Genomic DNA, 13067 nt, shown 5'->3' with positions numbered 1-13067 from the left:
ATAGTGAGAATGTATAATGAATAAGATATTTTAAAATATATGCATATTCAATCAATATTGTTATTGTCAGTAACACTGCTTTTGTCAGCGTGTTCTGTTAACAAAAGTGCTAAGAGCAACAAAGAAATTATCACAGAATTGGATCAGACAACCGGATACGTAAATCCGGTTGTTGGCAGAAGTCTTCCTGACCCGACTGTGATAAAAGCTTCTGATGGTAATTTTTATCTATATGCAACTGAGGATATACGTAATTTACCTATTTACAAATCTAGTAACCTAACTGATTGGGAGTTTGTTGCAACTGCCTTTACTGATGAGACAAGACCTGATTTTGAGCCCAAGGGAGGGCTTTGGGCTCCTGATATTAACTTCATCAATGGTAAATATGTGATGTATTATTCCATGTCGGTATGGGGTGGCGAATGGACTTGTGGAATTGGAGTGGCAACGGCTGATAATCCATCAGGACCATTTACCGATCAGGGTAAGTTATTTAGAAGTAACGAGATTGATGTTCAGAATTCTATTGATCCCTTTTATATTGAGGATGGAGGAAAGAAATATCTTTTCTGGGGTAGCTTTAGAGGTATTTATGCCATAGAATTGAGTGCTGATGGCTTAAGTATTAAGGAAGGTGCCCATAAACAACAGGTTGCCGGAACAGCGTATGAAGGGACTTATGTTTATAAGAAAGATAATTCCTATTACTTTTTTGCATCTATCGGTACCTGTTGCAATGGTGTTGAGAGCACCTATACTACTGTTGTTGGCAAATCAGATAACTTATTGGGTCCATACCTGAATAAGGATGGAGAATCGATGATGGATAATCAGTTCGAGATTGTGATTTCAGCAAATGAACGATTTGTGGGTACTGGTCATAATTCTGAGATTATTGCCGATGATGAAGGCTCCGAATGGCTTCTTTACCATGCGGTTGATAAAGAAAATCCACATGGGCGTGTGTTGATGCTGGATCGACTGACATGGGAAGATGGTTGGCCGCTAGTTAAAGTTGAGGGTACTCCAGGAACTGCATTGATGAAGAAACCAGTATTTGAATAATATAAACTAATTAAAATCAGTATCTGATGAGATCAATCCTTTTAAGCCTGACAATTTTGCTGGCAGGCTGTCACTTTCATAAATCAGGGGAGGGCGATAGTATTCGTTCTTCTCAACTTTTGAATAAAGCAGATTTTCAAACTGTTATAGATGGTAAGAAAACGGATCTGTATATTCTTAAGAATTTAGCAGGAACAGAAGTTGCCATAACTAATTACGGAGGTCGTGTAGTAGGACTTTGGGTTCCGGATAAATCAGGTCAAATGACCGATGTGGTTGTAGGATTTAAATCTCTTGATGATTATAAGAATGCAACAGAACCCTATTTTGGAGCCTTAATTGGTCGTGTTGGAAACCGAATTGGTAAAGGACATTTCATGTTGAATGAGAATGAGTATCAATTGAATTTAAATAATGGGCCTAATACTTTACATGGAGGTCCTAAAGGTTATCAATATGTGGTTTGGGATGCAGAGCAGCTAAATGATTCAACCTTGAAACTAAATTATCTGTCACCAGATGGCGAAGAGAATTTCCCGGGTAATTTAGAAGTAGAAGTTATTTATGCTTTAACCGCTGATAATGCACTGGATATTAAATATACCTGGGAAGCTGATGCAATTACTTTAGCAAACCTTACCAATCATGCATTCTTTAATTTAAATGGAGAAGGTAGTGGAACCATTCTTAATCATCAATTAATGATTGATGCCGATGAGTACACTCCGGTTGATGCAACTTTAATTCCTACAGGAGAGATGTTGTCAGTTGAATCTACACCTTTTGATTTCAGAGAATTTACAACCATTGGAGAACGTATTGATACTTTGCTTAACGAGCAGTTGTTGTTTGGTAAAGGGTACGATCACAATTACAAATTAAACAGAAGCTCCGAAGGATTACAAAAAGTTGCTGAAGTTGTTGGTGATCAAACGGGTATTTCAATGGAGATTCTGACAACGGAACCAGGATTACAGTTTTACAGTGGTAACTTCATGCAATCAAAAAATACATTTAAAACGGGTTCAAAAGATGATTTCAGAACAGCATTCTGTTTGGAAACTCAACATTTTCCTGATGCACCAAATCATCCTGAATTTCCTTCAATTGAAGTAGAACCCGGAAAGAAATATACTTCTCAATCGGTATATCGATTTGGAATTAAAAAATAAATAAGCTCAAAAATTATTTCGCTTGTTTTAGTGTTAATAGATTGTCACGGTTTATCAAAGGCTGCTCATGTGAGCAGCCTTTTCTTTTGATTTTATTAACGTCAATGGTATTCATTTTAATTCTTTATTTTATAAACCTTATCAATCAACACCATTTCTCAATTTTTCTTACTTTTGCAGTCTTATTGACAATGCACATAAAGTAGATAAAGTTAGAATATGGAAATTGCAAGCAAGTACAGTCCTAATGCTACTGAAGACAAGTGGTATAAGTATTGGATGGACAAGGGATTTTTCAAGTCGGAACCTGATGAAAGGGAACCATACACCATTGTAATCCCACCACCAAACGTCACCGGTGTCCTTCACATGGGACATATGCTTAACAATACCATTCAAGATATTTTAATTCGACGTGCCCGAATGATGGGTAAAAATGCCTGTTGGGTACCAGGTACAGACCATGCTTCCATTGCTACAGAAGCAAAGGTTGTAAATCGTTTAAAAACGCAGGGAATTGATAAAGCTGATTTAAGCCGCGATGAATTTTTAAATCATGCCTGGGCCTGGACTGAAGAGCATGGTGGGATTATTTTAGAGCAGTTAAAGAAACTGGGTGCTTCATGCGATTGGGACAGAACCTGTTTTACTCTGGATGAGCCACGAAGCAAGGCTGTAATCGACACTTTCGTGACTTTGTACGAGAAAGGATTGATTTACCGCGGTATTCGAATGGTAAACTGGGATCCGGAAGCTTTAACAGCTGTATCGGACGAAGAAGTAGTTTATAAAGAAGTTCACTCAAAGCTATATTATCTGAACTATAAGATTGAAGGTAGCGAAGATGAGTTTGTAACGATTGCTACAACACGTCCTGAAACGATTTTGGGTGATACCGCTGTTTGTATCAATCCTAATGATGAACGCTTCGCACATTTAAGAGGCAAGCGTGTTTTGGTTCCTTTGGTAAACCGCTCAATTCCTATCATTGAGGATGAGTATGTTGATATGGAATTTGGTACAGGATGTTTGAAAATTACGCCTGCACATGATATCAATGACTACGAAATCGGAATGCGTCATAATTTGGAAAGCATCGATATCTTAAACGACAACGGTACTTTAAGCGAAAAGGCTGAGCTGTTTGTTGGTAAAGATCGTTTTGTAGTCCGTGAAGAGATTGTTCCTGAACTGGAAAAAGCAGGTAATCTTTTGAAAGTTGAGAATTACGATAATAAAGTAGGATGTTCGGAGCGTACAGGTGCTGTTATAGAGCCTAAATTAAGTACCCAATGGTTCTTGAAAATGAGCGATATGGCAAAAGTTGCCCTGGATGCTGTAATGAATGATGAGGTTAAGTTTCATCCTGCTAAATTCAAGAATGTTTACCGTCACTGGATGGAGAATGTTAAAGACTGGTGTATTTCACGTCAGCTTTACTGGGGACATCGAATCCCTGTTTTTTATTTGGAATCGGGAGAATTCTTTGTAGCATCAACCATCGAAGATGCAGTTGAAAAAGCAAAAACTGCTACCGGAAACAGTGCATTGACTGTTGCTGATTTAACTCAGGAAGAAGATGTGCTTGATACATGGGCTTCATCATGGTTGTGGCCGATGTCGGTATTCGATCAGAATAACGAAGTGGATTATTACTACCCAACCAACGATTTGGTTACAGGTCATGATATTATCTTTTTCTGGGTGGCCCGTATGATTATGGCGGGTTATGAGTTCAAAGGTACATTCCCATTCCGTAATGTGTATTTCACAGGTATGGTGCGCGATAAGCAAGGACGTAAGATGAGTAAACAGCTGGGCAACTCACCCGATCCATTGGATCTGATGGCTACTTACGGTGCTGATGGTGTTCGCGTTGGTATGTTGTTATGTTCGCCTGCAGGTGGAGACTTATTGTTCGACGAGAGTTTACCTGAGCAAGGACGTAACTTTGCCAATAAAATCTGGAATGCATTCCGTTTAGTGAAAGGTTGGGAAATAAATAATTCTATTGAGCAACCTGAATATGTGAAACAAGCAATCAGCTGGTTCGATGCCAAACTGGATCAGACCATTGAAATAGTAAACGATCATTTCTCGAAATATCGTATATCTGATGCTTTGATGACGGTTTACACTGTATTCTGGCAGGAGTTTTCATCTTGGTATTTAGAGGCTATTAAGCCTGCATACCAGCAACCATTGGATGGAGCAACATACAAAGCAACGGTTGAATTCTTCGACAAGATGTTGCGCTTGTTACATCCTTTCATGCCTTTCTTAACAGAAGAAATATGGCAGACTTTGGAAGATCGTAAAGAGGGTGAGAGTATAATGGTATCGGATATGCCTGTTGCAAAGCCTTTGAATGCTGACTTACTGGATAAGTTTGAGATCATGAAGGAGGCTGTAGGTGGAATTCGTACCATTCGAAAGGAGAAAAATATTCCAATGAAAGATGCCTTGAATCTGGATGTACTGGGAGGTGAGAATTACGCTGCTGACTTTGATGCCGTATTAGTGAAAATGGCAAACATCAGAGAAATGACAATGGTATCAGAAAAAACAGAAGGAGCCGTGTCGTTTATGGCACGTACCAACGAATATTTTGTTCCGATGGATGGCATGATTGATGTAGAAGCCGAATTGGAAAAACTGCGTAAAGAACTGGCTCACCAGCAAGGATTCCTTAATGGAGTGATGAAGAAGCTGAGTAACGAGCGTTTTGTGGGTAGTGCCCCTGAAGCAGTGGTTGCCAAAGAGCGTCAGAAGCAAGCAGATGCTGAGGCAAAGATTAAAACCCTTACTGAAAGTATTGCTCGTTTGGAAAAATAAAAAGAGGTAATTTGAAATAAAGGAGAGGGCTGTGTTTATTCGCAGCCCTTTTTGTTTGTGTCCGTTTAGTGCAATTATCCGGAAACACTGCACTGACGTACTGTGTTGTTACAGTCAGGCCTCCGGCCTTCAAAAAATAATCATATTGGGGGTTAAACTATCGTCTTTTTAAAAACTTTGTCATTGGAAAATCGGAATTATTTCATTGAATAATAGACATATTGATTATAGAGCAAATTCCACTCCCAGTTTAAAAGCCCAGTTGTCAATTTCTTTATCCAGTTTATAGGGACCATATCGGTAATGAACCGATAACCCATATCGGAAAATAAAATTAGAAAGCAGGTTTCGTAAATAGAATCCCGATTCATAATAGCCCTTTTCCATTGAACTGATACCATTGGGTGCTTCACCCCAGGCGGCATTGGTGGTAAGGATAATCTCAGGTTTAATGCGTTGGTTGGTATTTAGTGCAAGTGGTATGCCATGTGAAAAATAAACAGCTGAGAATTGCTCTGTTGCAAATTCATTCAGGCGCATGGTAGCAAAAGAGTTAGGGATGAAAATGGTAAATCTCTTATACGATCCCAGTGAACTGTACATAAAAGTTGATGGGTATTCACCAAATAACTTGCCTCCTTGTACTCTTAAATTTGTATACATGGCATTGGGGTAGTTAAAGGTTTTTTCTACCTGTGCTTCCAGCTTTTGATAATTAAAAGTGCCGTTTTGCTGCCATTGTCCATAGGTACCGTTTATCCATACTGTTGGGTAATTAGTTCCTTCCGAAAGAAATCCAAGTGCTGAGTTTGTAAATGTTTCGCGATGTGCCCACTTTAATTTCACTGACGCTTCCTGAAAATCAAATTCAGGAGCAACTTCATCAGTTTCTAAAAAGCGATAACTTTTTTTCGGAGTTACTGTGGCGTTTTTATAATACAATCCGGTTTTAAAATACCTCAGAAAGCGAAACTCAGTACCCAATTTAATTTCTTGTGTTCGATCCATGGTTTCAGTTAATAAGCCTCGGAATATCTCTGCCGAATTCTTTTGAACACCATCCAAAAAGCTTAATTCTCCGGTAGCAAACACATCATCTTTATAATCGATAATAAATCGGTTTTCGTCTCTTTTAAAGGGTGTAAGAAAAAAAGAACCACCATATTTCCATTCCTTGTCTCCAAAGCCATAAGTTATATATCCACCGGTTGAGAATTTTGTTGAAATTTTTGGACTGGTATAAATACCCAAACCTATTTTGAATCCTTCAAAATCATTGTAATCAAAGAAACGTCTCAGGTCTAATTGAAATTTGCCAGCAGGCAAATAACCCTTAATCATCGAAAGCTGAAGATTAATTATAGCATCCAGATGTGCTCTTTTGCCAATGCTATCAAGCAGATGATAAGTTAATGAATCACGCGCTGTAAGAGGCTCGTAACGGTATAATCCTACCTCGGGAGATGTTTGTGCCAATGTGGCATCTTCAAAAACTACATTATCAAAATCCCGGGCAGTAAAATCAGGTTTTGTATTAATTGCTGTCACATAACTTTTTCCTTTTCCAATCAACGGATAGGGTAGTTGCTGTGATGATCCAATGCTTTTAAATTCGAGACTGCTCTCCAGCTGATGTGGAAACCAGAATCCTTCTTCAGTAGGTTGGTAATTTTGTTTGATGTATAAACTTAAACCTTTATTGGAACCTGCTGTTTTGGCAACAACACTTTTAATTGCCCAGTCTGACTTCTGAATATGAAAGGTACCGCTTAGCCCTCTGAAATTTTGAGTGGGTTTGGGATTGTACGAGATGTAGTAAATAGAATCTCCTTTGTTATCTACAATAGTATCGAGCAATTGAAAGTAATAATTATTTAACCCCGGTTTGGATGCCGGATTTAAATAGTCACTGTCAAGTATTTTAAGATATTGATCGTAAAATGAAAAAGGTTGAAGCATTGCAGGTAAAGATGCGAGGGTTGCATTCTTCATGCCACTGACTCTTCCCGATAGAATCCGTTCTTTATCCATTCCTTTCTTAAAATGTCTTTTCTCCGAGACCGACTCAAACAACATCAGGTAGCTGTCTTTACTCAAGCCCAAATCATTCATTAGTTTGGGTAGTTCTTCCTCTCTGATTTCTTCGGGCATATCATATTCTACAATCATTTTATGATAGAGAATACAACTAAAAGGTTGATATAAGGAAGGGTTATGTTGGTCGCTGTTTTCTATAACATTTCTCATTATGGCAACAGCAGGGTTCTCACCGGGAACTACATTGATTTCGTCCAGTTCGTATTGTATTGGTTGTAGTTTTATGGTAAGGAAGGGATCAATCTCATTACTTTTAAGCTGAAATGGATAATAACCCAGACAAGAAAAACGAATGTTGTCCGTTGATTCTATTTTTGCAATTTTAAACTTACCATCAATGTCTGTTATGGTTCCTTTTTGATCTCCATAGGCTACATTTACAAAAGGAATTGATTGACGGGTGATCGCATCGACTACGACTCCGTTTATTTCCTGTGCGGTGGTTTTTGTAAAACCTGCTATTAGGATTGAGAGAAAGAAATATGTCAGATATTTTGAAGCTTTGGTAGGCATAGTAACTTCTCGATATTTGTTAGTAAGCGAAAAATACAAAAAAAGAGCCAATATAAAGGCTCTTCTAATTTTATCTTAACATCCCGGCTTTTAATCGGGTTACTTCTTTAACTGTCAAGTAACGCCATTTTCCACGTGGTATGTTTTGCTTTGTTAAACCTGCAAAGTATACACGGTCGAGCTTCACAACTTTATATCCCAGATGCTCAAACATACGACGAACAATACGGTTACGACCCGAATGGATTTCGATTCCTACCTGTGTTTTGTCATCTTTATCAGCAAAGCTGATGGCATCTGCATGAATAGGACCATCTTCCAGAGTAATACCTTTTGCCAATTGGTCGAGGTGGTTAGCAAAAACAGGTTTATCAGTAAATACATGATAAATCTTCTTCGCATTATATTTAGGATGCGTAAGTGTTTTGGTTAAATCACCATCATTGGTTAAAAGTAAAAGTCCGGTTGTCATACGGTCCAGTCGGCCAACAGGATAAATTCGAACAGGAGCAGCATCTTGAACCAACTCCATTACAGTATGTTTGGCATGCTTGTCTTCAACAGTGGTAACGTAATCCTTCGGCTTGTTTAAAAGAACATAGACTTTCTCTTCTGCATTTAGCTTCTTGCCCTGATAACGCACATCATCTTTCATCGATACGCTAACGCCCATTTCGGTAATTACTTTGCCATTAACCGTAATCTCACCATCAGCAATTAACTTATCTGCTTCACGACGACTACATATTCCGGCATTCGCCACAAAACGATTTAACCTGATTTTATCTTTAATAACCGATTTTTCTGTTTCGTTATATTTAGGAGGTTCAATAGCGATTTTAGATTGATTTTTTTTAACCACCTTTTTGGCAGCATCTCTACGCTCTTCTCTCTCTTCCTGATCGCCAAATTTTCGCCCTGGCTTTCGCTTAAAATTACGCTCGTTACGCATTTGTTTTGTGTGTATAAATTGCAAAATGCAAAGTTGATAAAAAAACAATTGCCATACCTTAGCTTTTAGTGAAAAAATGTCTGATTAGAAGTCTTTTTATCAATAATTGGTATTTTTATTCGTTAATTAAATGTGAAATCCTGTCAAACAGAATGAAAAGCCTATCATATATCATTTGCATTGTTAAAAAATTCATTCAATTTTGTGCCTCAGCAAAACAAATACATTATTTATGACTTTAATTAAATCTATTTCAGGTATCAGGGGAACAATCGGAGGTAGAACCGGAGAAGGCCTTTCTCCATTGGATGTAGTTAAGTTTACTTCGGCTTACGGGCAATGGGCTAAACTTCGTCATCCTGGTATTAAACTTAAGATTGTTGTTGGCCGTGATGCCCGCATCTCTGGCGAGATGGTAAAGAACCTCGTGATCGGTAGTTTGCAAGGTCTGGGTATTGATGTAGTAAATATCGGTTTGGCAACCACACCAACCACCGAGATTGCTGTTACGGAAGAAAATGCCAACGGAGGAATCATTCTTACTGCCAGTCATAACCCAAAACAATGGAATGCTTTAAAGCTTTTAAATGAGAAGGGTGAATTTTTAAGTGCAGCCGATGGAGCAGAAGTACTTAAAATTGCTGAAGAAGAAAGTTTTGTATTTGCCGATGTTGATGAATTGGGACAAGTAGAAGAAAAAGATACATATAATGATTTTCACATTCAACATGTGTTGAATCTGGAAATGGTTGATGTGGAAGCCATTAAAAATGCCAATTTTACAGTAGCTGTTGATTGTGTAAATAGTGTTGGTGGAATTGTTCTTCCTGATTTACTTAAAGCTTTGGGTGTATCAAAAGTTATTGAATTATATACCGAGCCCAACGGACAATTTCCTCATAATCCGGAACCTTTACCAGAGCATTTGACAGAAATTTCAAATACTATTAAAGAGAAAAAGGCAGATGTTGGCTTTGTTGTTGATCCGGATGTAGATCGTTTGGCAATCATCAATGAAGATGGTTCGATGTTTGGTGAAGAATATACCTTGGTTGCAGTGGCTGATTATCTTCTGGCTCATAAAACAGGTAATACTGTTTCAAACCTATCATCAACACGTGCCTTGGCTGATGTTACAAGAGCTTATGGCGGGGAATATACAGCTGCTGCAGTTGGTGAAGTAAATGTTGTTACCGCCATGAAGGACACAAATGCGTTAATCGGTGGAGAAGGCAATGGCGGAGTAATCTATCCTGAAAGCCATTATGGTAGAGATGCGCTGGTTGGTATTGGTTTATTTCTTACTCATCTGGCAAAAGCTGGAATCAGTTGCTCTGCTTTACGCGCTAAATATCCTGAATATTTTATTTCTAAAAACAAGATTGAATTAACCGCAGGTATTGATGTTGATAAAATACTGGAACAAATCAAAGAGAAATATTCAAATGAGCAAATCAATGATATTGATGGATTGAAAATTGATTTTGCTGAAAAATGGGTTCAGTTACGTAAAAGTAATACCGAGCCAATTATTCGTATTTATGCTGAAGCAAAAACAATGGAAGATGCCAATGAGCTTGCAAAGAGCATCATATCGGATATAAAGTCAATAATTTAATTCGTAGTTAACAATATTTAACAGGAAGGCTCGTTGTTTTAACGAGCCTTTTATGTTAATAATAATTTATTTTGGCTATCATCGTAGTCTAAACCCTTAAATAATGAAGTTGAATAAGAAAACCTACTTTATCCTTAGCACCCTTGTGTTAATTTTTTTGGCAATTTATATTCTTACCCCTGCCAAAACAGACGTTTCAAATTACTTAAGTACACCGGTTATAAAAGGTAACTTTATTTCACAAGTATACTCAACCGGTCAACTCCAAACAGAAAACTCCGAATTAATTGTTTTGCCTCAGGAGATGAACAGTCGCAATATTGATCTTTATGAGATTAAGGTGACAAGCATTGTTGAGGAAGGAACAGAAGTTGATTCAGGAGGTTATGTTGCTACACTTGATCATGCTGCAGTTGAAGAATTAAGAACCAAAGCAGCAGAAGATTATGAAACAGCTTACAATGCTTATGAAGATGCAAAGATTGACACGAATCTTAATTTGAGTACTCTTCGTGATGAATTGCTAAATGCGATGGTTGATCTGGAAGAAAAGAAAATTGTTCTGGATCAGTCGGTGTATGAATCTCCGGCAGTTCGCCGTCAGGCACAGCTGGATGTAGAACGTACAAAGCGCGATTTGGAGCAGAAAGAAAGTAATTACTCACTGAAGCAAAAGCAAGATGAGTACAAAGTTTTCAGAGCTTTTGAACAGGTTAGAAAACAGCAAAAGCGTATTGATGACATTGATAAATTGTTTGATCAGCTTGAAGTAAAAGCTCCAAAACCCGGTTTGGTGATTTACAGTTACGATCGGTTTGGCAAAAAAATTAAAGCAGGTGCTACCATCAGTCGCTGGCGTCCTCAAATTGCTGAATTACCTGATTTGAGCAGTATGATCTCTAAAACCTTTATTAATGAAATTGATATTTCTAAAATTAAAATTGGCCAGAAGGTGACAATCGGAATTGATGCCTTTCCTGAAAAGAGCTTTGATGGAGAGGTAATTAAAGTAGCCAACATAGGACAGGTTATACCCAATGGCGATGCAAAAGTCTTTGAGGTTACTGTAAAAGTGGAGGGTTACGATAAGGATTTACGTCCAGCAATGACAACCAGTAATATTATTAACACAGCTGATCTCGAGGATGTTTTATATGTTCCAATGGAAGCAGTTTTTTCAAATGATACATTAAGTTATGTTTTTGTTGAAGGTAGGCAGGTGAAAAAACAAATAGTAGCCTTGGGAGCCGCCAACGAAAACTTTGTTGTACTAAACGAAGGTGTAAATGAAGGTGAGATCCTTTTAATGAATCAGCCTGAAAAACCAGATGAGATGCCTTTTGAAGGTTTGGAGATTTATTCTCGTTTGAAGTCGATGGAAAAAGATAGCCTGACTGTTAACTAAATCTCATCTGAATTTTTTATCATGAAAAATATAAAGTCACCTAGCAAATTATATTTACGCTATTCGCATAATGTTATAATAGCTGTCGAAGCCATACTATCCAATAAAGTCAAGTCTTTTCTTACTGCTTTGGGTATTATGTTTGGTGTTGCTGCTGTAATTAGTATGTTGGCAATAGGTAAAGGAGCCCAACAGGAAGTGTTGGAACAAATTAAATTGGTAGGGGTGAATAATATCATTATCACTCCGGTTGATCAATCTATCGAAGCAAATAATCAGGATTCAGATAGCGATAATAATAAGAACAAGAAATTCTCAAGAGGCTTGCATCAGATGGATGCTCAGGCCATATTGGAAACCATCCCAACAGTTGGTAAAATTACTCCTGTTGTATCACTTAATTATCATGCCATAAAAGATGGCAAGAGTTATCCGGTAAGTCTCGAAGGTGTTTCTCCCAGTTATTTCGAAATGCTCAATATAAATATTGATCGCGGAGAAATATTTAGTGAACAACAAACCAGTAAGGGAGTGCCCGTTTGTATCATTGGTGATAATATCCGTTCGAAGTTTTTCAATCAGGATGATCCAATAGGTCAGTATATTAAATGTGGACAGGTTTGGTTACGGGTTATAGGAACCATCGAAAAGCGTGATTTCACTACTTCTGCTTCTGATGAGATGGGAATTAGCAGTACCGATAATACCATTATCATTCCTATAAAAACCATGTTAATGCGTTTTAAAGACAAGGGCTCAATCAATCCTGAAGTAATGGATAATATGGCCGGCGGCGGAATGGTGTTTTTTATGGGTGGTGGTGAAGAAGAAGGAAGTACTGCCAAGGAAAGTAAAACTAGTAATCAGCTGGATAAGATCATCGTTCAGGTAGATGAAACAGAACATCTTTCTGCTACCGCGGATGTGATTAAAAGATTGATCCTTCGAAGACATTCAAATATATTTGACTTTGAAGTAACGGTTCCAGAGTTATTATTGAAACAGCAACAAAAAACGAATGAAATCTTTAATATCGTATTAGGTGCGATTGCCGGTATCTCACTGATTGTTGGAGGTATTGGTATTATGAATATTATGCTTGCATCTGTTTGGGAGCGAATTCGCGAAATTGGTACCCGTCAGGCAATTGGTGCTTCCCGAAAAGATATAATTGTTCAGTTTTTGGCCGAATCAACTTTGATTAGTATCTCTGGCGGATTGATTGGAATTTTATTAGGTGTTCTCTTAGCCCATTTAATTCATCTTACCGCCGATATTAAAACCATCGTTTCTTTCTTCTCTGTTATTGTAGCCTTTAGTGTTTCGGCTACTGTTGGAATTATTTTTGGATATATTCCTGCCAAGCGTGCTGCTGCCCAGGATCCTGTAGAATCTTTAAGACATTAA

The 13067-nt window shown here is 37.9% G+C and carries 8 protein-coding genes; 6 read left to right on the top strand and 2 right to left on the bottom strand.

What is annotated here, in order from left to right:
- Window positions 1–39: 39 nt before the first annotated feature.
- The 3 genes from ACRD62_RS12035 to ACRD62_RS12025 all read left to right on the top strand — a co-directional run bounded on the left by ACRD62_RS12035 (window position 40) and on the right by ACRD62_RS12025 (window position 5075).
- The gene (locus ACRD62_RS12035) at window positions 40–1068 is read left to right on the top strand and encodes a family 43 glycosylhydrolase (RefSeq protein ID WP_430820362.1); all 1029 of its coding nucleotides are present in this window, start codon (window positions 40–42) and stop codon (window positions 1066–1068) included.
- Between the two features lie 26 nt (window positions 1069–1094).
- The gene (locus ACRD62_RS12030; protein WP_430820361.1) at window positions 1095–2240 is read left to right on the top strand and encodes an aldose epimerase family protein; all 1146 of its coding nucleotides are present in this window, start codon (window positions 1095–1097) and stop codon (window positions 2238–2240) included.
- A 219-nt stretch (window positions 2241–2459) separates the two neighbouring features.
- Window positions 2460–5075, top strand: a complete 2616-nt coding sequence (locus tag ACRD62_RS12025) for a valine--tRNA ligase (RefSeq protein ID WP_430820360.1) — start codon at window positions 2460–2462, stop codon at window positions 5073–5075.
- 225 nt (window positions 5076–5300) lie between these two features.
- On the opposite strand, the gene ACRD62_RS12020 is transcribed toward ACRD62_RS12025, so the two are convergent.
- Together ACRD62_RS12020 and ACRD62_RS12015 are read right to left on the bottom strand one after the other, a co-directional pair.
- Entirely contained in the window at window positions 5301–7685 is a 2385-nt protein-coding gene (locus ACRD62_RS12020) for a DUF5686 family protein (RefSeq protein ID WP_430820359.1), read from the bottom strand.
- Between the two features lie 70 nt (window positions 7686–7755).
- Window positions 7756–8637 (bottom strand): pseudouridine synthase, encoded by an 882-nt coding sequence (locus ACRD62_RS12015; RefSeq protein WP_430820358.1) that lies wholly within the window; start codon window positions 8635–8637, stop codon window positions 7756–7758.
- Window positions 8638–8869: 232 nt separating this feature from the next.
- On the opposite strand from ACRD62_RS12015, the gene glmM reads away from it, so the two are divergent.
- From glmM to ACRD62_RS12000, 3 genes are all read left to right on the top strand, one after another.
- Entirely contained in the window at window positions 8870–10255 is a 1386-nt protein-coding gene (glmM, locus tag ACRD62_RS12010; protein WP_430820357.1) for a phosphoglucosamine mutase, read from the top strand.
- 103 nt (window positions 10256–10358) lie between these two features.
- Window positions 10359–11660, top strand: coding sequence for an efflux RND transporter periplasmic adaptor subunit (locus ACRD62_RS12005; protein WP_430820356.1), 1302 nt, complete (start codon window positions 10359–10361; stop codon window positions 11658–11660).
- Between the two features lie 21 nt (window positions 11661–11681).
- On the top strand, window positions 11682–13067 hold the full coding sequence (locus ACRD62_RS12000) for an ABC transporter permease (protein WP_430820355.1): 1386 nt from the start codon (window positions 11682–11684) through the stop codon (window positions 13065–13067).

The sequence above is a fragment of the Carboxylicivirga caseinilyticus genome, assembly GCF_050589785.1.
In the GTDB taxonomy this organism is placed as follows: domain Bacteria; phylum Bacteroidota; class Bacteroidia; order Bacteroidales; family Marinilabiliaceae; genus Carboxylicivirga; species Carboxylicivirga caseinilyticus.
Note: the sequence above shows the minus strand (reverse complement) of the source record. Positions and strands in the feature narration are given on the sequence as shown.